This window comes from Labilibaculum manganireducens (assembly GCF_002843385.1).
Classification (GTDB): Bacteria; Bacteroidota; Bacteroidia; order Bacteroidales; family Marinifilaceae; genus Labilibaculum; species Labilibaculum manganireducens.
Genome location: NZ_MVDE01000040.1, coordinates 1 through 19,808, shown reverse-complemented (window position 1 = coordinate 19,808; position 19,808 = coordinate 1). Strand labels below are relative to the sequence as shown.

Annotated in this window: 17 protein-coding genes; 11 read left to right on the top strand and 6 right to left on the bottom strand. The window is 35.0% G+C overall.

Annotation, left to right across the window (positions count from 1 at the left end; translation table 11 throughout):
• The first annotated feature begins 20 nt into the window (after positions 1 to 20).
• The gene (gene lysA, locus BZG01_RS18450; protein ID WP_101311319.1) at positions 21 to 1,178 is read left to right on the top strand and encodes a diaminopimelate decarboxylase; all 1,158 of its coding nucleotides are present in this window, start codon (positions 21 to 23) and stop codon (positions 1,176 to 1,178) included.
• 73 nt (positions 1,179 to 1,251) lie between these two features.
• On the opposite strand, the gene BZG01_RS18445 is transcribed toward lysA, so the two are convergent.
• The 4 genes from BZG01_RS18445 to BZG01_RS18430 all read right to left on the bottom strand — a co-directional run bounded on the left by BZG01_RS18445 (position 1,252) and on the right by BZG01_RS18430 (position 7,874).
• Positions 1,252 to 2,310 (bottom strand): DUF6268 family outer membrane beta-barrel protein, encoded by a 1,059-nt coding sequence (locus tag BZG01_RS18445; protein WP_101311318.1) that lies wholly within the window; start codon positions 2,308 to 2,310, stop codon positions 1,252 to 1,254.
• Positions 2,311 to 2,383: 73 nt separating this feature from the next.
• Positions 2,384 to 4,543, bottom strand: a complete 2,160-nt coding sequence (locus BZG01_RS18440) for a patatin-like phospholipase family protein (RefSeq protein WP_180327387.1) — start codon at positions 4,541 to 4,543, stop codon at positions 2,384 to 2,386.
• Positions 4,544 to 4,650: 107 nt separating this feature from the next.
• Entirely contained in the window at positions 4,651 to 7,020 is a 2,370-nt protein-coding gene (locus BZG01_RS18435; protein WP_101311316.1) for a GAF domain-containing protein, read from the bottom strand.
• Positions 7,021 to 7,238: 218 nt separating this feature from the next.
• On the bottom strand, positions 7,239 to 7,874 hold the full coding sequence (locus tag BZG01_RS18430; protein WP_101311315.1) for an FMN-dependent NADH-azoreductase: 636 nt from the start codon (positions 7,872 to 7,874) through the stop codon (positions 7,239 to 7,241).
• Between the two features lie 295 nt (positions 7,875 to 8,169).
• On the opposite strand from BZG01_RS18430, the gene BZG01_RS18425 reads away from it, so the two are divergent.
• Entirely contained in the window at positions 8,170 to 8,826 is a 657-nt protein-coding gene (locus BZG01_RS18425; RefSeq protein ID WP_101311314.1) for a methyltransferase family protein, read from the top strand.
• Between the two features lie 3 nt (positions 8,827 to 8,829).
• Positions 8,830 to 9,717 carry a LysR substrate-binding domain-containing protein gene (locus tag BZG01_RS18420; protein ID WP_101311313.1) on the top strand — a complete coding sequence of 296 codons (888 nt, stop codon included), beginning with the start codon at positions 8,830 to 8,832 and terminating at the stop codon, positions 9,715 to 9,717.
• A 107-nt stretch (positions 9,718 to 9,824) separates the two neighbouring features.
• On the opposite strand, the gene BZG01_RS21910 is transcribed toward BZG01_RS18420, so the two are convergent.
• Entirely contained in the window at positions 9,825 to 9,992 is a 168-nt protein-coding gene (locus BZG01_RS21910; RefSeq protein WP_245870426.1) for a hypothetical protein, read from the bottom strand.
• Here BZG01_RS21910 and BZG01_RS18415 point away from each other — a divergent pair.
• Positions 9,919 to 10,728, top strand: coding sequence for a YeiH family protein (locus tag BZG01_RS18415; RefSeq protein WP_245870424.1), 810 nt, complete (start codon positions 9,919 to 9,921; stop codon positions 10,726 to 10,728). The genes BZG01_RS21910 and BZG01_RS18415 overlap by 74 nt on opposite strands.
• 424 nt (positions 10,729 to 11,152) lie before the next feature.
• Positions 11,153 to 11,659, top strand: a complete 507-nt coding sequence (locus BZG01_RS18410) for a nitrogen regulation protein NR(II) (protein WP_101311311.1) — start codon at positions 11,153 to 11,155, stop codon at positions 11,657 to 11,659.
• A gap of 93 nt (positions 11,660 to 11,752) precedes the next feature.
• Here BZG01_RS18410 and BZG01_RS18405 read toward each other — a convergent pair whose 3' ends face one another.
• Positions 11,753 to 12,922 carry a hypothetical protein gene (locus tag BZG01_RS18405; protein ID WP_101311310.1) on the bottom strand — a complete coding sequence of 390 codons (1,170 nt, stop codon included), beginning with the start codon at positions 12,920 to 12,922 and terminating at the stop codon, positions 11,753 to 11,755.
• 228 nt (positions 12,923 to 13,150) lie between these two features.
• On the opposite strand from BZG01_RS18405, the gene BZG01_RS18400 reads away from it, so the two are divergent.
• The 6 genes from BZG01_RS18400 (at position 13,151) to BZG01_RS18375 (ending at position 19,560) form a co-directional block, all read left to right on the top strand.
• Entirely contained in the window at positions 13,151 to 14,137 is a 987-nt protein-coding gene (locus tag BZG01_RS18400) for a Gfo/Idh/MocA family protein (RefSeq protein WP_101311309.1), read from the top strand.
• Between the two features lie 684 nt (positions 14,138 to 14,821).
• Positions 14,822 to 15,235 carry a Fur family transcriptional regulator gene (locus BZG01_RS18395; RefSeq protein ID WP_101311308.1) on the top strand — a complete coding sequence of 138 codons (414 nt, stop codon included), beginning with the start codon at positions 14,822 to 14,824 and terminating at the stop codon, positions 15,233 to 15,235.
• Positions 15,232 to 15,594 (top strand): hypothetical protein, encoded by a 363-nt coding sequence (locus BZG01_RS18390; RefSeq protein WP_101311307.1) that lies wholly within the window; start codon positions 15,232 to 15,234, stop codon positions 15,592 to 15,594. The genes BZG01_RS18395 and BZG01_RS18390 overlap by 4 nt, the downstream gene beginning before the upstream one ends.
• A 49-nt stretch (positions 15,595 to 15,643) precedes the next feature.
• On the top strand, positions 15,644 to 18,061 hold the full coding sequence (locus BZG01_RS18385; RefSeq protein WP_101311306.1) for a TonB-dependent receptor: 2,418 nt from the start codon (positions 15,644 to 15,646) through the stop codon (positions 18,059 to 18,061).
• Between the two features lie 29 nt (positions 18,062 to 18,090).
• Positions 18,091 to 18,912 (top strand): DUF4625 domain-containing protein, encoded by an 822-nt coding sequence (locus tag BZG01_RS18380; RefSeq protein WP_180327386.1) that lies wholly within the window; start codon positions 18,091 to 18,093, stop codon positions 18,910 to 18,912.
• A 156-nt stretch (positions 18,913 to 19,068) separates the two neighbouring features.
• Positions 19,069 to 19,560: a DUF4625 domain-containing protein gene (locus tag BZG01_RS18375; RefSeq protein WP_101311345.1), complete on the top strand. Its 492-nt coding sequence runs from the start codon at positions 19,069 to 19,071 to the stop codon at positions 19,558 to 19,560.
• The last annotated feature ends 248 nt before the right edge of the window (positions 19,561 to 19,808 follow it).

Sequence of the window (19,808 nt, the reverse complement as noted above, 5' to 3'; positions counted from 1 at the left end):
GTTTCCACAATTTTTTTATCATGTTTAACAGCTCAAGAATCAACGAATTCTCAAACATACCTACTCCGTTCTACTATTACGATATGGAGATTCTTCAAAACACTTTGGAGATTGTTAAAAGAGAGTCATCCAAATATGGATATCATGTTCATTATGCAGTAAAAGCGAATGCTAATCCGAAAATTATGACCAAAATTCAGTCGTATGGATTTGGTGCCGATTGCGTAAGTGGAAATGAAATAAAGAGATCTTTGGAATCAGGATATCCACAGAATAAAATTGTATATGCCGGTGTTGGTAAATCCGATCAGGAAATTCAAACCGCATTAGATTCCAATATTTTCTGTTTTAACTGCGAATCGATTCCCGAAATGGAATTGATTAATGAAATGGCTGCAAAAGCCAATAAAATTGCAAAAATTGCAATTCGTATCAACCCAAATGTTAATGCAAATACGCATCATTACATCACAACAGGGGTTGAAGAGAATAAATTTGGTATCAGCCGATGGGAATTTGACAGTGTTCTGGAAGGTTTGGCATCCTATAAAAACATAGAGTTAATTGGCCTGCACTTTCACATTGGATCTCAAATTACCGATTTGAGTGTATTCAAAGGCTTATGTCTTCGTATCAATGAAATTAAGCAGTGGTTTTCGGACCGACAAATTTTTGTAGAACACATCAATGTGGGAGGTGGTTTTGGTGTAGATTACAAGCATCCTGATGAGAATCCGATACCTGATTTTGTTGCCTTTTTCGGCATTTTCGATGAGTTTCTAGATCTGGAAGCAAATCAGGAACTTCATTTTGAATTGGGAAGATCAATGGTAGCTCAATGCGGCAGCTTAATTTCCAAAGTTTTATACGTTAAAAATGGTGTGAAAACCAAATTTGCAATTTTAGATGCCGGTATGACTGAATTGCTTCGCCCGGCTCTTTATCAGGCTTATCACAAAATCGAAAACTTAAGTTCGAATGGTGAAACTGAAAATTATGATGTGGTTGGACCTATTTGTGAATCATCCGATTGCTTTGGTAAATTAGTCAGCTTGCCGGCTACAAAAAGAAACGATTTAATTGCAATTCGCACCACCGGTGCTTATGGAGAAGCAATGGCATCCAGATATAATTTAAGAGATATCGCACCATCGATATTTTCGAATGAACTAAACTAAACGATGAGGGCGGTATTTTTACTAATTTTAGACCAGGCAGAAAGAATGCCGCCCTTTAGTTTTCTATATTCCCTTATTTTAAACCAAAACGTTTCAGAAGTGTTTTTGAGGGCACGATAAATACTGAGAAATTGTAAAAAACTCCTCCTCCAACGGATGAATCTATGATACTGTTCTTATTGGTCAATTTGCTTCCAGACAGACTAAATCCATGATTACTATTGGTAACATCAAAATTAATATTGGTTCGGTAACCACATTCAAAAGAAGTCCACAACCAGTCTGCAATTCCCTTTTCTATTTCCAGTGAAAAGTTCAAATCAGCTCTTCTTAATTCCAATGTCTTAAAATCATTCAATTCAGGATCGTTAAAATGAATGCTGTAACTACCACCCTGCAATCTTGCTTTTGCATTGATAAAACAAAGTTTTGATGGTTGATACCGCAATTTTATTCTGGCAGGAAGTAAAGCTTCAACACCCCATTTATCAGCAAAAGAATGATTGTAAACAAAAACAGGAAACAGCAATGGATCGCCAAAAGTATAGGAATAAGCCAAACCAACACCCCATGATTTTTTAGAATTCACTTTCCACCCAATTATAGGCGACATTTCCATTTTCAGAAAAGTATACTTACTCACATCACCAATGTGTTCTTTCCAGTAATCACCTTTTAATCTGGCATTGAAACGAAACATGAAAAACATATTCCTTTTTAATTGTGCAGTAAGATAAAGACTGCCTCCGACACTCTTGAGATTTTTATCATTCAGACTTTTATACAAAGGGTAATCATTATTAGAAATATCATCAAAATGGAATTCTTCATCACTATACTCTATACTACCGGCAATTTTCAATTTCTGATTAAGAAATATCGGAAAGCGTAACTTTGCTGTGAAAACACGATTGTAATCAATTTCAGATTTCCCGTTTCCATATACATCTGAAGACGATCGGATGTTATAATTTGTATTTGCATGATAAGACATTTCCAGACCACGAACCGGACCCGCTCCTATTATTCCAGGATTCCAGCCACACTTTAAAGTATCACCCATATTCTGACCAAACACTTCAATTGAAGTACTGCAAAAAAGAACCGCTAAAAACAAAATACTTTTATTCATAAAATCAGGTTTACCAATCAGGAAAGTAATAAGATTGAACTTATAAAACCTTAAAATTAAGGCTGATGATCGATTAAAACCAAAAGCCTAAATTCACATAGTTTGAAATACCATTTTTCTTATCAGAATACATCAACGAAAATTCTATCGGGCCAATTAAACTATTGTACGAATATGTTAATCCTATTCCTCTAATCCATTCTCCTTGGGTTAATGCATCATTGACATCTTCAACCAATTTACCCGCATTGGTTTTAAGAATTAAATAATTATTCCGAAATAATTCATATTGAAAATCGGCCCGGAAAACAAAAGAATTTATTGACGCCAACTCCATACGTTCCAAACCAACAAAAGGCATTTGAATATCAAAATAATCTGTTTGATCGATTCCTCCCGTATATGACATATAAAAATTAGGTATATTTTTACCCCATACTACCCTGCCATAAAATTTTGGATAAACCGTAAATGCAGAACTTACACTAATTGCCTTTTGAAATTTAAGATAAGCCACCGACGCCGGTCGGTTCATACCATCAAGTTTAAATCCATTATTTGTCACTAACTTATACTCTCCATAAAGACTCATTCCGGTCTTTGGATAATAAGCCTTATCATGGGAATCCAGATTTAGAAATGCATAATAAGTAAAGTAATAATCTTCATCTCTGGAATCCAGTAAATCAAGAGTCGTGAATTCTGAATTAATGTTGTAATATTCAATCTTCCCTCCTAAACCAAAAGAATATGATTCCCGAAATATAGAATGTGTATTTACATCAAATTTTAGATAATTAAAGTCATAACTTGCAAGTTTTTTACCATCCTCAAAAGCATCTACCTGAGAATCATTAAATTCAGCTTCCACATTCAAGCCCGGCTTCAAACCATTATCAACAGTATAAGTCGTTTTAAATCTCGGATTTTCTGCTAGTTTTAAATCAAACGATAAACGGGATCCACTTTTTAGTTTATTCCGAAATGTAGTATTTAGTAATACGGCAGCATTATTATCGCTGTCGTAATGAAGTCCGACATTAAATCTCTTGGTGGTTCGCTCCTTCACATTTACAATAAGAGTCTTTTCTTCCTCTCCTTTCATTTGAAAATCTACACGATCGAAGTACCGGCTGCCATACACACGATTAATCCCATCCTGTAATTTGTATAAACTAACATTACTGTTCATCTCCAAATTCAGCTTACCATACAACAACGAATAACTCACTTCATTTAACCCATTAACCTCCACATCTTTAATGAAATAAGTGGATGAATCACATGGAGGCACATATGCTTTCAATTTTTTCTTTTCCAGATTATATTTCTTCTTTAAATCGAGTAAAGTTGGAATAAATGTTTGTGCAATTGCTTCTCCTCTATGAATTAATGAATCCGCATCCTGAAAACTCCCAACTGTGTATTCATCTATTTTAGGTTTAATATAGATATCGCAGTATTTCAGATTGTCTTTAAAATTATTCAATGCCATTAATGAAACCGTCTGATTCATTATATCCAAAATAGACTTTAATTCTTTTTTGGACTTAACACCAGACTGTACATCTACTCCAATAATAATATCGGCGCCCATATTAATTAATTCCTTTACCGGAAAATTATTAATCATTCCCCCATCAGCTAATAATTTGCCATCTATCTCTACCGGAGAGAAAAAGGTTGGAATAGCCATACTGGCTCGCATAGCCAGAGGCAGATAACCTTTATCCAGAACTACAGCCTTCCCTGTTTCCAAATCAGTAGCAATACATAGGAAAGGAATGGGTAATTTATTAAAATCCGTCTGGTCATGATATTCTATCGTTAACCGTTCAAATAAATTGATCACGTTTTGTCCCCCAACAATACCACTAGGCAATTGAATTCCTTTCGGTTTAATCGGAAATGACAGGATATATCTTTCAAAATCCTTTTTCTCATAAATAGGTACAAATTTTCGTGAAACATTATCTGAGAGGAGATTTTCCCAATTCTGACTCAAGATCATTTTCTCAATATCAACAGCGGAATATCCAATTGCATAAAAACCACCTATAAGGCCTCCCATACTAGTACCCGCGATATAGTCAATCGGAATACCCAATTCGTCAATAACCTTAAGAACACCAACATGAGCAAATCCTTTTGCACCACCACCGCTTAAAACAAGCCCTATTTTTGGACGAGCCTTATCGGGCAAACTATCTGTTGCCAATTGAGCAAAATTCAAGAAACTTATTGTGGATAAAACCAGACTAAGACATAAAGATTTAAATTGCATAAATTTATTCTACTTGTATTCTATTTTAATTTTTTTAAGATTATTGGCAACATAAACTATTCATTCAGCTTCAATTCCTTAGCAACAGTAAGCACTTCATTCTGTTCTTCACCATTCTTAATTTGAACTCTTAGCGCTCTTAAGCCATACACTCCTTGTAAATCTTCCAACTCCAAATGTTCAATATTGTTCTCGAAGTAGCCCTTCGCTGCCAAATACTCCAAATACCTCTGATACTCTGCCATTTCTGATTCCTGACTAAATATTACGGCTAATTTTTCAGGCTGAGTAAGGCGCTCACTGGTTCCTTTTATTACTGCCTTATCAATCCTTTTTTTAACAATCTCATAACGAATATTGTAAGCCCCGTCTACATCAAATTTTTTCTCATCTTGTCTGAACCTTATTGCCAAAGGTTGGCTATGTACTAAAACTAAACCTGTGGTTTCCAGTTCAATTGGCAATGAACTTTTTAAAGCACCTGTTTTCCGGGCTAATTCAGCACTTACAATTAACTGCCACAAGCGGAGATTCTTTAAATAGATTCGATCAAATGTTTTTTGTGCTGAAATACTTTGTCCGATATAAATATTATGCTCTACGCCATCTGTACGGTATTTTTCAAAATAATGAGGGAACATCTTCTGCGCTTTTTCTTCCTCTTTTTCAAGATAAGAGATAACGCAATCATTAATCATCGCTAAACTATCCTCAAAATCTTTTCTCTGCTTGTAAACGATATTTAAGTCTGGATCAATATTTTTATTGTATTCTGCAATCGCAGCATTTATAGCAGATCCATTCTCTTTAAAATGTGGAAAAAGGGATTCTACATCATGGCGGATAAAACGAAGAACGTTCATTTCATCACCCGAAGAAAGTCCTTTCTCAATTGCGTCAATAAAATAATCAATTTTGTATATTAACTGATCGTATACTGGCATTTTACAATCCAAAAATGCCTCTCTCAAAACCTCTCGTGCCAATTGCAATTGCTCTACCAAATCATCTTGAATTGTCCGGTTTCGAATCACCGAAGAATGACGAATATCAATCGCTCCGTACAATGGATATACTTCCCGAAAAACGATTTCTTCCATTTGCACCTGATCATCCAAATCTCTTTTGGCTAACAAATTGCTGGCCGCCTGCTGAAACCTCCACTCCACACTTGGATGTATTGCTGTACATTCTTCTTTAATTGTAGCCTCTATTCTATTTTTTAATTCCTCGCTCGTCCGCTGAACTGCAATAGAAAATACTGGAATGATGTCTTTTATCACACGCAGTTTTGTGAAATTGATATCAAAAGCCTTTGTTGAACCCAATTCCATCATCCCCACCAACTCCCCTTCGTAATAAAGAGGAATGATACTAATATTCTTAATACCCTGATTTAACAACTCTTGTTCCACAGGTTTTAAATTCTCTATTCTCGTAAGGTCATTAATCAAAACAGGATAACCGGATAACCCCGCCTCTTGATATATTGTTCCCTGATATGCATCGCACTTGTATTTATTAGGATCGATGAATCCATGCCAAAAATTAGAAGGATTTTCAACATTTCCCTTAATCATGCTCAAAGCAAGTACACCTAAATTCAAATTTGGCAATGCTAATAATGAGCGAATATTCTGTTCGAGAGCATTAAAATTATTCCGGTTAATTATTGAAGATTTTTCCAGCAATTGAGACTTTAATGATGAGATTACTTCAATCTGAGTAACATCTACATATTTGAATGACATAAATCCACAAAAAGTAAAATTATCCAAAGGAATCGTCTTCATCCAAAAATCCATATTCATTGGATCGTTAATCATTTCTCTAATGTCCTCCTCCGAGGCTTCCGGCGGCTTCCCATTAGAAGTAACTTCTATACATGACTCATCATACTCCAATTTATAATACTTCACCAAACCATTCAATTTATCTGTCATACGATACAAAAACAGATAATCCATATCCAATTGAAAATTATAGAATTTGGGAAGAATCATTAGATATGCATATATTAACTTCGTAAAAGTCTGATAACAATCATCCTGATTCTTCTGCTCAACATGTTCAATTTCAATATTCTGATCATTATAAATTTTTAAATAATTTGGAGTGAAATAAAAATTCTGATCGTCGAACGGACTTGCTGCAACAGCTATATCTTTTTTGTATTGAGATGGTGTGAAAAAATACGACATTATTGTATGAATCTCATCCTCATACTTACTGACATCCTCAATATTAAAATCGGTTTTTGCTAAATCAGGATTCCTTTTAACTACATCCAAAATAATTTCTGCAAGTGAATCATTTCCGGCTCCATTTCTTTGTTCACTCTTTAATTTATTAATTAAAGGAAGAAAACTCAATGATTTTTTGAATGGAATATGATCTATATTTAATTTCAACTGATCCAACTTCATATATTTGTTTTTAGCCGTGTACTGTTAAGAACTACTAAAGTAGTTGTTTTTAAATCTACATAAAAATTAAAGCGTGCCAGATAGCTGACAATTAAAGGAATTTTAACAAAATTATCCGATTTACGATACGAAAGTGCGGGAAGACATTCCCAAAGGATGATCAACCCGCACACAATTCAAGTAAAATTTCTTGAAATTCTATTTTTTCAATGATACAATTAGAATTCAGACACGAATTCAATCGCCTTTTCTTTTGCCAATTTTTCAATCTCAGGAATATCCAGTCCCATTGCAATTCCTTCAACAGGAACAAATTTCAATTCTGATATTCCAATAAATCCCAAAACTGATTTTAAATAACGATGCGAAAAATCCATTTCACTTCCCGCCCCATTTGAATAAACTCCTCCTGATGCTTGAATGTGAACAGCCTTCTTTCCTTTCATCAATCCTTCCGGACCATTTTCAGTATAATGAAATGTTTTTCCTGCCTGCAATATGACATCAATATAGGCTTTAAGTACGGGAGGAATAGAAAAATTCCACATCGGGTTAACAAACGCATAGGCATCAGCTTCCATAAATTGTTCCAAAAGTTGATTTAGATTTTCAATCTGCTTCATCTGCTCTTGATCCAAATCGTTTAAACTGCCACCATTCTGCAACTTCGAAAAACCATCAAAAACCAGAGCATTTAAATAGGGAACATCTGTTTTAAACAAATTAAGTTCTGTAACCTGGTGATTGGGATTTTGCTTTTTGTATTGCTCAATAAAAGCTCTCCCTACCTTTAAGCTATATGAATCCTTTTCTTCTTTTGGGTTTGCGCTAACATATAAAAATTTCTTACTCATATCTTTTTACTATTAATTCAACACATTTACTATTTCTTATTCAACAAAGCTAGGAAAGCAAAACTCATTCATAAATGGATAAAACAAAGGTATTCTTGTACTTTTTATTTTTTATACCTGCGACTAAAATTGATGAGAAAAAATAAAAACTGGAAGTGAATCAAAAAGATTCTCTGAGATTTTAGATCTGAAAAATACAGCTAAGGCATTCATTAAAGGATCATTCAACTAATCCGTTGAATAAAATAACTGGTATAGCAAGACAGAATCTCCTCTCTCAAAGTGCAGGAAATAGATGAAAGCGAAATCTATTTCCTACTTTTACGCAATGATCTCAACACAACATATTCTGCTTTGTATATTTCTATTGTTATGGTGCTTTTTTCACAGCAGTTTAATTTCGAATCAGTTCATCAGCTATATAAAACCTAAACTTGGCAGACAATTCAGAACCTACCGGATTCTCTACAATCTATTTTCGCTAATTACATTCTTACCACTGATTTGGTATTCCAATTCAATAAAAAGCGAGGTGATTTTTATCTGGCCCGGTAATTTTATGATTGTGCGTGTTTTGATTCTCCTATTCAGCTTTTACTTGTTTTTTGCCGGTTCCCGTACATACGATCTATCGTCCTTTTTAGGCTTTCGCCAGATTCAGCAAAAAGAACATCACAAAACCATATCTGATGATGGAAATATAAATACTTCCGGAATTCTTGGTGTAATCCGCCATCCTTGGTATACTGCAACTTTCTTATTTATATGGGCAGGAAATTTAAATACCAGCTCATTGATCGTGAATGTAATTCTTAGTATTTATTTGGTTATTGGCTGTCTTTTAGAAGAAAAAAAACTAGTTTTAGAATACGGTGAGCAGTACCGGATTTATCAAAAAAATGTATCAATACTGTTCCCATGGAAATGGTTGAAAACAAAACTAAAAGGATAAGACATGGATTATCGGGACGAAGTATTTATTGCTGTGGCAGAAAACCTAAATTTCTCGAAAGCCGCCGAAGAACTGTTCATCAGCCAGCCTGCAGTTACCAAACACATTAAAGAATTGGAAAGTAAATTAAATACCGCGCTTTTCGAACGAAAAGGAAACAAAGTTTATTTAACCAAGTCCGGTAAATTGGTGTATCGCAGTCTTAAACAAATCAAACAGCAGTATCGTGATTTGGAATATGAATTGGGCAGATTAAATGAGGCTTTTAATGGTTCTTTGCGAATTGGTGCCAGTTCTACCATTTCCCAATACCTTATTCCATCGGTAATTGCATCCTTTCATAAACGATATCCCAAAATCAAACTCGATTTATTCAACGGCAATTCTTTTGAAATGGAGCAAAAACTGCTCGATAATGAAATAGATTTGGCTCTGGTAGAAAATGAAGCGTCCAATTCCAACATCAAATACATGGATTTTCTGGATGATGAAATTATTGCCGTTACAGGAACACAAAGTGTATATGCAAAACGCAAAAACATTAAACTAACCGACATTCTGGAAATACCATTGGTGCTGCGGGAAAAAGGTTCCGGAACATTGCAGGTTATTCAGAAAACACTCGCTAAGCAAAATATAGATCTGGAAAAACTAAACATTCTGATTCATCTGGGAAGTACCGAAGCAATTAAAAATTTTCTTTGTGATTTTGATGGTATTGCCCTGATATCCGAAAAGTCTGTTAAGAAGGAAATGCAACTGAAAAGTCTTTGCAAACTAAATGTAAGTGAATTAAATATTCATAGGAAACTAAGACTGGCATCGCGTCAGGGCTCTGAGTTAAAAATCCCCGGTTTATTTATAGACCTACTTTACCATTATAACTTTTAGTTATATATAATAATAATTTACAATTTCCATAAGCTATTTACACATCGTATTTTTGTTCCTGAAATCAAAGAACAAAAACAAATGTATCAATTCTCTAAAAAAACCAGCTACTTATTTTTCATCGGCATTGCACTTTGCTTTATGCCCGGCTTTTCACCAGCTACTGCTCTAATCACCGGACTCTTCTTTTCTATGTTTGGGATTAAAACCGCCCGGTTTACCAAATACACATCTTCTGTTTTACAGGCATCCATCATTCTAATGGGTTTTGGCATGAATCTGACTCTGGTAATAGAAGCTTCTAAATCAGGTTTTGGTTTTACGGCCATGTCGGTAATATCAACCATCAGTATTGGTTTGTTACTCGGTAAACTTTTTAAGGTGGAAAAAGTCACAAGCATATTAATTGCTGCAGGAACTGCTATTTGCGGAGGCAGTGCCATTGCTGCTGTTGCACCGGTTATTAATGCAAAAAACAAGCAGGTTTTGTTTGCAATGGCTGTTGTTTTTGTGCTAAACTCTGTCGCATTGATCTTATTTCCTATCATCGGACATTATTTTGAAATGAGTCAGGAAACATTTGGTTTTTGGTCGGCAATCGCGATTCACGATACCAGTTCTGTAGTGGGTGCTTCATCTGCATATGGTGAAAAAGCTTTGGAAATTGCGACTACGGTTAAACTAACCCGAGCCCTTTGGATCATTCCTGTTTCAATTGTATTTGCAATTTTCAACAAAAACACAGAATCCGGTAAAATAAAAATACCTTGGTTCATCGGCGTATTTGTATTGGCAATTATTACAGCTCACTTAGTTCCACAATGGCAGGATGGTTTTGCAATCTTAAATTGGCTGGGCAAAAAAGGAATGATCATCGCCCTACTATTTATCGGTTCAAGTATTTCTGTTTCTGAAATCAGGGAAACCGGCAGCAATACTTTTATCATGGGAATTCTACTTTGGATTTTCATTGGAACAACATCGCTGTATTTACTACTAACTCATGTTTAGTTATTCAGCTCAATAAATCAAATTCTGAACAAACACTAATCTCTAATTTTTCCAAAGAGACAAGTACAAGTAATGAATGTAAAATAATAGGAAGCATCCTGTTAAAGATTTTTAGTGCTGTCTCCTAATTTATCATGAGGGTGTCCAAAAAGCATAGTTCCATTGTCATTCTGATCCCGATGAATCGGGACGAAGAATCTTTCACTTAGAAAAACAGATGTTTCGACTTCAACATGACAATCCATTACAAAATATTCCTTTTTGGACACTCTCTTTTAATTTATTAATGTCAGCTTATCTGAAATAAATCACAACATACAATATTGTTTTCTGACATTTTGAAATTATCATAAAATTTCGTAATTTAGATGGAACTATCCGAATTGGGTTTAAATACGATGATTTTGATGATAAAAAAATTGCTATGAAAACAGACATCACACATACAAATGAGCGGTTTAGCGAACTGAGCAAATCGAGTGAATTTTTAAATCTGATTCTAAATAACATTAGTTCGTGTATTATGCTATTGGATAAGGATCTTAAATTACGGGCTTATAACGATCCATTGCTAAGCATATTTTCCAATAAAAAAAATGAAAATTTACTATATCGAAAATGTGGTGAAGTAATAGGCTGTGCATATCAAATAGACGAACAGGAACTATGTGGTAATACGAGCATGTGCAGAGCCTGTGAATTACGAATCTCGGCACTTAAATCTTATGCAAGTAATGAGGCTGTTTTCAACGAAAAAATTACGAAACCGTTTTTTAATTTTGAAGGTGTAAAGGTTGACAAACATTTACAGTTTTCAACACGCCTGTTTCCCTATCAAAAAGAAAAATACATCATTATGATTCTGGAAGACATAACAGAATTAGTTTGTATCAAAGAAGAGATAAATCATCTCACAGAAAATCATGCATAAAAGTAAAAACTACTCCTACCAAATAAACACAGACTAATTTCAATTGAAAAAAGGAACATCACAATGGTGTTCCTTTTTCGTATTTTGAATTATCTAGATCAATTCAATTCCCAATAAACCACAGGCCAATTGCAGTTTCTCAAGCTGGTTCCCCTGTAAAATCAGATGATGATTTCCTAAAGGATTTTCCTTTAATTTAGTAATTGCAGACAGAGGTAATTTCACCTCAATTTGCGTGCGGCATGCTGTTGCATATCCCGGACGATCCAAAACTTCACCTGTGGTGATAAAAGCCTTGTTTAATTCGCTGTTGAAACGAAAAACAGTAATGTCATTGTAACGGTACATTCCCTGAATCGCAGTTCCCAAACCTGTTTCAAAATGGGTCGTTACTTTATAATCCGACAATAAATTGGTGCCGATTGTACAGTGAGCGAATAAAGCAGCTTCTTCAGATATTTTGGCAACGTTTGCCATCCATGGAATTGATCCGGAAATTTCTTTGGCAAACATCATTCCCACAATACTGGTCAAATCGCCTTCGCAGCCCGCAGGTATTTGTTGATCGTTAAAAAGAGACAACGCCAGACAGGCAGTTACCGATTTCTGACGGACCAAAGGAAAACACTCAACGGTTAAGGCATCCAATTTCTCATTTTCAACGCAATCTTTCAGGATATTGTAAATTTTCGAAGCATTCAGTTTCTCCTGATGATCTGTATATTCAAATTTGCTTAAAAAATCATTGTTAATTTCAGCATCCTCGAAGCTGCAAAGGCTTTTCCAATCAATTTGTTTCAAATTGATTCCCAACTTACTCATCAAGACATTCTTCTCAACACTTGAAGCAATCAGCCAATCGGAAACATTGCCAATTAAACCCAGCTGCTTTCCCTTTAGAGCTTCAATAGCCGAAGTTACTTCTATGTACTTTGACATATACGCTTTCATTTCCTCCGGATTCGAAAGCAATACAGAACTTATCCCTTCGCGATTCATCCACGCCTTAATTTCCAGAGCCGCTGCATTCGAATTATCCAATTCATTCGACAGAATAATATAAAATCTGTTTTTTTCTGCCAATAATTTAGCGGCTTGTTCGCTCCCGCCACTCAAAATAAATAAAATATCCGCATCATCTTTAACAAATTGAATATTTGCTTCAAGATCGGGAAGCATGTCCGAAAATCTTTTCTTACCCAGTTCAATGTATTTGGCCTCAGCCTCCTTAAAGGCCATAATTTTTACTCGTAATTGAATCATTAGAATTGTTTAAAGTTTTGATTTGTTTCAACGGACTTGAATGGCATTCAAAAATACAAAATATATGATATTCTCAAAGATTCCGCATTCTAAAATAGTTCCGCCATACAAATTTCAGGGACTTAAAACTCAAAATAAAAACATGGAAGGGCTTCTGTTCCAAAAGACAAAAAATCCCTATCTTGCGTAGCTAATTAGCATTGAAATGCACATATCAAACCAGACAAAATGAAGAATTCAGATACTAAAATAATACGTTGGGGAATATTGGGTTGCGGTAATGTAACCGAAGTTAAAAGTGGCCCGGCTTATCAAAAAACAGACGGATTCGAAATTAAGGCTGTTATGCGCCGCGATGCAGACAAAGTGCAGGATTATGCAAAAAGACATCATATTACTAAGTTCTATATCAATGCTGACGAATTAATTAATGACAATGAAATTGATGCTATATATATTGCTACACCTCCTGATTCGCACAAATATTACGCTCTAAAAATTGCTGAAGCAGGGAAAATTTGCTGCATAGAAAAACCACTGGCTCCAAGTCATCAGGACTGTCTGGAAATCTGTGAAGCATTTAAAATAAAAAGTCTCCCCTTATTTGCAGCTTACTACCGCCGTTCCCTGCCTCGTTTTCAGCAAGTAAAAACATGGCTTGAAAATGATTCAATTGGAGAAGTAAGACATATCCGATGGCATTTGAGTAAACCGGCAAACGAAATGGATTTGTCTGGCAAATACAATTGGCGAACTGATTCGAAAATAGCACCAGGTGGCTACTTCGACGATTTAGCCAGCCATGGAATCGACTTGTTTATTTATTTGCTGGGAAATATAAAAACAGTAGCTGGCCTCAGTACAAACCAGCAAGGCCTGTATGATGCAAAAGATGCTGCAACGGCTTGTTGGCTGCACGAAAATGGCATTACCGGAACAGGAAGCTGGAATTTTGGCTGCAGCCAAAGAGAAGATCGAGTGGAAATATTTGGCAGCAGAGGTAAAATTGAATTTTCTATTTTCGACGATGCCCCACTCTTGCTGACAAACGAAAATGGCACAAAGGAACTATTCATCGAAAATCCGGAAAACATTCAGATTTATCATGTTGAAAATATGAAAGAAGATCTTTTAGGCTACAGCAAACACCCATCTACCGGAGAAACTGCAGCCCATACCAGTTGGGTTATGGATAAAATACTTGGTAATTTGTAAACCGTATCGGTAAGCTGTCCTAATACACCTCAACCACACGATTATATCAAAGCCTGTGAAATATCTCTCGGATTGCAAAATTTATAATTACGGCTCGTACCCGCATTTACTATTTTACTTATCATACGGTACAAGAGTGAGGTAGCGGGGATAAAACAAATTTGTTTCAATTCATAGTCTGAAACCCTAGTTGATAACAATCAGAAAAGTGATAGCCGGTAATTGGTAACCGATTTTTGCTGTCGAAAATGTTAATCGAATCTTCTCACAACCTAATCCCGATCATTCGGGACTGTATATGTAGGGGAAGCCTTCAAAAATACCTGATGTTAAAAATTATTTATATACAAACCCACATAGCCTATGTAAATCTTGTGAAGTGTCTGGTGTGAGAAATTTTCTACTAAACTAATAGCTTAGTGCAACCTACGATTGTATACTGGCCGTTTATCAATCCATCAATTATAAATTTTATTTTGCAGTCTCATCATTCTTTCCTGTCTTGGAACGCAACGAACTAAAGGCTCTTTCCAAAAATGTGGTTTGCGTGCTGGTATAGAGCGTTTACAGCATGTGCCTAGATGCGAAGGGATAATGTGCTAAAATTAATATTTTTTCTTATCGTTTTTTCAATATTTCTTTTTACATTTGCATCATTGTTGCAATTAAAACACATCTGCATTTATGAAAGCTGTTGATATACTAAACAGGTATAATCTAAAACGAACAAGTTGCCGAGAGGGAATTATTGATGTAATAACAGCAGCTAACCAAGCTCTGTCTGAAAATGAAATCAGAGAACAATTGGTTGGTAATTACGACCGAACTACTTTTTACCGCTCTTTCAAAACACTTGAAGAGTATAAAATAATCCATAAAATTATTGTAGATAATCAATTGGTCAAGTATGCTCTGGATAATACTGTAACACAAAAAGATGAACATGCCCATTTTTATTGCAATGAATGTAATACTGTAAAATGTATGAATGATGTTCCTGTACAAAAATATCAATTACCAGATGGTTATTCTGATGTTGAAACAGAGGTTTTAATAAAAGGGATTTGTTCAAATTGTAAAAATCAAAAAAACAATTGATAAAGCTTAGAAAACATATTGCTTTCATATTGTTTGTAATTTTCTTTTTTCCAATTACATTTCAATCGGTTCATATCGTATGGCATCATGCGCATGGTTATAAATGCGAACATCACCTTTGTCATGCAGAATCATCTGATAAGAATTCCCATACGAGTACTGAAAATTTATCGGAAAAAGAAAACGCATGTCCAATATGTGAATATCAATTTTCAATAAATAATTTACCTGAACTTTCCGTTATAAAATCAGAAATTCCTGTATTGGCCTACTCTTACAATCAAGTAGCTGCAGTACAGCAATACGTACAAGTATTCTCCAATAAAACTCCAAGAGCACCACCCATTCTTGTCTCATAGAATAATTTTCTTCTAATTTTCAGGTGGTTAAACTCTCAATAAATTTTATATGAGCAAATTTTTCATGCTTTTTTTGAGCATGAGCATGTTATGTAGTTTTTTGTATGGGCAAACATTTTTTGAACTTAAAGGTATCGTTGTTGATGAAAACAATGAACCATTAACAGGTGCTTCTTTGTTTCTATTTCCTATAAAAAAAGGTACGGTAACTGATGCTAAAGGTAATTTTACCATTGATAATTTATCAAAAGGTAAATATGAACTGGAAATCTCATTTGTTGGTTACAAAACTCTTGTTGATACTATTTCACTAACAGGAAATAAAACATACAATGTACAATTAAATGTTTCTGCACTTAGCCTGCAAGAGGTCGTCATAACCAATAATTATCCCGAAACACGTAAAAAAGAAGAATCCCTCAATATTGAAATTGTAAATGACGATTATCTGAAACAAAACCTTGGCGGTAGTCTTATGAACTCGCTTAAAAGGTTGCCGGGTATAACAAGCATTGATATTGGTTCAGGACAATCGAAGCCTGTAATTCGCGGGCTTGGGTTTAACCGTGTTGTGGTGGTTGAAAACAATATCAAGCATGAAGCTCAGCAATGGGGCGCAGACCATGGGCTTGAAATTGACCAATATGCTGTTGATAATATTGAGGTGATAAAAGGCCCTGCTTCCCTTATGTATGGCTCTGATGCTATTGGTGGTGTTATAGACATGAAAAACAGAAAAATACCTGTTAATAATTCCTTTGGCGGAACAATTGATTTGTCAGGCAAAGCGAATAATGATTTTCTGGGAACATCCATTTCATTATATGGCAGAAAAAAATGGTTCTATGCAGATGTGCGTGCAACCATACTTGATTACGGTGATTATAAAGTTCCTGCTGACAGTGTGGATATTTATTCATATCGGGCAGCATTGTATAAAAACCATTTGCGAAATACAGCTGGTAATGAAAAAGACATCCATTTATCTTTTGGGATTCTGCAAAAAAGGTATCGAAGCAAATTTTATGTAAGCAGTGTAAATAGTAAAAATGGATTTTTTGCCAACGCACATGGTTTGGAACCCCGCAATGTAGATGCCGAATTGCATGATAAGTCAAACAGGGATATTCATTACCCATATCAGACAGTAAATCATTTAAAGGTCACGAATTCAAGTAATTTCCAGTGGAAACAATTGAAATTTGATCTGGATTTGGGTTTTCAGCGTAATTTCAGGAAGGAATGGAGTCAATACGTTAATCATGGTTATATGCCACCAATTTTCCCTGACACATTAAATTTTAATCCCGACCTTGAACGACAATTTGAAAAATATGTGTATTCGGGGAATCTAAAGTTATCCTATCAATGGAGTGATAAAACGCAATTTAATTTTGGAATAAACAGTGAACATCAGGACAACCGTATTGATAGCCGTGGTTTTATAATTCCGGCTTATCAGCTGATGCAAATAGGTGGTTTTGTTTTTGCAAAACATTCAATTTCAGACAAAAGTATGGTTCAATTGGGTATTCGTTATGACCATGGTCATATAATTACCGACGAATATTTTGATTGGTTTCCATCCCCGGTTGTTGAAAGTGGTAGTACGAGCATGCCGTATTTGCAAAGAGCAGGAAATATTCACCGTAGTTTTTCAAATCTAACATGGTCTGTTGGGTATAATTACAATTCCGGGAAGTGGTCATATAAAACCAATATTGGTAAAAGTTTCCGCATGCCAATTGCTAAAGAATTGGCTGCAAATGGTGTCAATTACCATCATTTTAGTTACGAGGTGGGTAAGGCTGATTTATCTCCTGAAATATCATATCAACTTGATGCAGGCATAGAATATAGTTCAGAGAAATTTGCAGTTGAAACCACACCTTTTCTAAATTATTTTTCCAATTACATTTATTTGAACCCTAGTTCGGAACACGACAGACTTTACGGCAACGGAAACCAGATTTATTTTTACACCCAAGCTAAGGTTTTTAGATATGGTGCCGAAATACATGCACACTACGAATTATTTAAATCCCTGCAATTCGGCATTATCGGCGAATATGTTTATTCAGAGCAGCTTTCAGGTGAAAAAAAAGGCTTTACCCTGCCTTTTTCACCACCTCCTTCTGGTATTTTCAATATCAAATATCACAGGGATAAAATAAAGTTTGTTGAACAAGCCTATTTATCCATTGATTACAGGATTACAGCGGCTCAAAATAATATTGTGCCACCAGAAAAAACTACCGATGGGTATCAGGTAGTTAATATTGGATTTGGGGGAGATATTGCAATAAAAAAACAAAAAGTAACTATTTCATTACAGATTCAAAACTTATTAAACACTAAGTATTTTAATCACACCAGCTATTATCGGCTGATAAATGTGCCTGAACCAGGAAGAAATTTTATTGCGAATATTTCCATTCCCTTTTCAGGAAAAATAAAAAACAAATAGATATGTTAAACACATTTAAATTTAGAATTATGAACACAAGAGTATTTTTGATTGTAATTGCTTTCGCGGCAGGTTTATTTTTTACCTCATGTGAAAAAGATGATGATGTAGCTCCAAAACCTATTATCAATAATTTAGAATTAGGTATCGGTAACAGCCATGTAGCATACATTGGCGCTGATTTACATATTGAAGCAGAAATTGTTGCTGAAGGGAAAATAGACAAAATAACTGTCGAAATTCATCAGGAGGAAGGCAGCACCGATGAAATTGTAGTTGGATATGATGAGTTTGCCGGGCTCAAAAACACTACGTTTCATAAGCATGTTGATATTCCTGCCACAACGGTTGCCGGCACATACCATTGCCACATTACTGTAACCGACATGGATGGCAACTCGACAACGGTAGAAGAAGAAGTATCAATTGAGGCAATGGTTGATGATAAAGCTCCGGTAATAACCATTTCATCATCACCGGAAAATGGAAAGAACTTTGCTAATGGTGAAACAATTTCCATTTCAGGTTCAATTACCGATAATATTTCATTGGCTGGTTTGGTAGTAGCTTTGGTTTATGAAACAGACAATATTGCTGATACTGATGTTTCAGGCATCACCAATACTAAGGCAATTGTAATGCTTCATACCCATGATTTTGAAGATCCTGATGAAACTGATTTCTCAGCCATTATCAAAGTGGGTGCCGTAAACGACAACAATATGACTCCTGTTGCCATTCAGGGAGATAATGCATGGAAATCCGGCAACTACTATATCCTTGTAAAAAGCAAAGATGCAATGGGAAACTGGGCATTTTCAAATCATTATCCAATAGTAATAAATCTTTAAAATCATTAGAGGGTGTCCAAAAAGTATCATTCTATTGTCATTCTGAGCTTGTCGAAGAATCTTACACTTTGAAAAACGGATGTTTCGACTTCGCGCAATATGACAATCCAATACAAATTATTCCTTTTTGGACACCCTCTTTACTATAAATCCGGCATGAAAAATTTAACAACTATATTTATCCCTCTTTTTCTGCTCATGATTTTTAACTCTTGTGAGAAAGATGAAGAAATAGACAAAGAAAAACCAACAATTAATTTGACAATTCAGGATGCATTTCCGTTAAGTTGTGATACCATCTATTTTGGAGAATCGTTTGAGCTGAAAGCTTTATTCTCCGATAATGTTGAATTGGGTTCATTCAGTATTGACATACATAACAATTTCGACCACCATTCGCATAGCACCGAAGTTACGGAATGCAATCTTGACCCAATCAAAAGTCCGGTTACTCCATTTTTATTTATTAATGATTATGATATTCCAACAGGCTTAAAACAATATGAAACCAACTTAGAAATAAATATTCCATTGAGTAATGAAAATGGAATATTTGACGATGGTGATTATCATTTTTTTATAAGTCTTACCGACAAAGAAGGATGGTCAGAACAAAAAGGACTAAGTATCAAAATGCTACATCGTTAATCAGGGTGTGTATATTGGCAAAAAGTAATGTGTGTGGCTGCAAATGGATGTTTTACAGCCACACACTCCTGCTTTTGCAGGCTGGATTTTCCTTTTTTCAAATATGCGATCATGTTACTGCGTATCCGTCTCCACAATAGCGCATATGGATTTTCGATAAGATTTTAGATTTTTACATTCTTAAAATTCACATAAAAAGGATGTACTATGATTTTTAATTTCACGGCAACGACACGTTTTTATTTTTT

What these genes read in the sequence shown, in the direction of transcription:
- BZG01_RS18405 (WP_101311310.1), bottom strand. Translation starts at nt 12,922, where the DNA reads ATGATTCAATTACGAGTAAAAATTATGGCCTTTAAGGAGGCTGAGGCC.
- BZG01_RS18375 (WP_101311345.1), top strand. Translation starts at nt 19,069, where the DNA reads ATGAAAAATTTAACAACTATATTTATCCCTCTTTTTCTGCTCATGATT.
- BZG01_RS21910 (WP_245870426.1), bottom strand. Translation starts at nt 9,992, where the DNA reads ATGCCAAAACCCATTAGAATGATGGATGCCTGTAAAACAGAAGATGTG.
- BZG01_RS18410 (WP_101311311.1), top strand. Translation starts at nt 11,153, where the DNA reads ATGAAAACAGACATCACACATACAAATGAGCGGTTTAGCGAACTGAGC.
- BZG01_RS18400 (WP_101311309.1), top strand. Translation starts at nt 13,151, where the DNA reads ATGAAGAATTCAGATACTAAAATAATACGTTGGGGAATATTGGGTTGC.
- BZG01_RS18420 (WP_101311313.1), top strand. Translation starts at nt 8,830, where the DNA reads ATGGATTATCGGGACGAAGTATTTATTGCTGTGGCAGAAAACCTAAAT.
- BZG01_RS18395 (WP_101311308.1), top strand. Translation starts at nt 14,822, where the DNA reads ATGAAAGCTGTTGATATACTAAACAGGTATAATCTAAAACGAACAAGT.
- BZG01_RS18445 (WP_101311318.1), bottom strand. Translation starts at nt 2,310, where the DNA reads ATGAATAAAAGTATTTTGTTTTTAGCGGTTCTTTTTTGCAGTACTTCA.
- BZG01_RS18425 (WP_101311314.1), top strand. Translation starts at nt 8,170, where the DNA reads ATGAAAGCGAAATCTATTTCCTACTTTTACGCAATGATCTCAACACAA.
- BZG01_RS18430 (WP_101311315.1), bottom strand. Translation starts at nt 7,874, where the DNA reads ATGAGTAAGAAATTTTTATATGTTAGCGCAAACCCAAAAGAAGAAAAG.
- BZG01_RS18385 (WP_101311306.1), top strand. Translation starts at nt 15,644, where the DNA reads ATGAGCAAATTTTTCATGCTTTTTTTGAGCATGAGCATGTTATGTAGT.
- lysA (WP_101311319.1), top strand. Translation starts at nt 21, where the DNA reads ATGTTTAACAGCTCAAGAATCAACGAATTCTCAAACATACCTACTCCG.
- BZG01_RS18435 (WP_101311316.1), bottom strand. Translation starts at nt 7,020, where the DNA reads ATGAAGTTGGATCAGTTGAAATTAAATATAGATCATATTCCATTCAAA.
- BZG01_RS18380 (WP_180327386.1), top strand. Translation starts at nt 18,091, where the DNA reads ATGAACACAAGAGTATTTTTGATTGTAATTGCTTTCGCGGCAGGTTTA.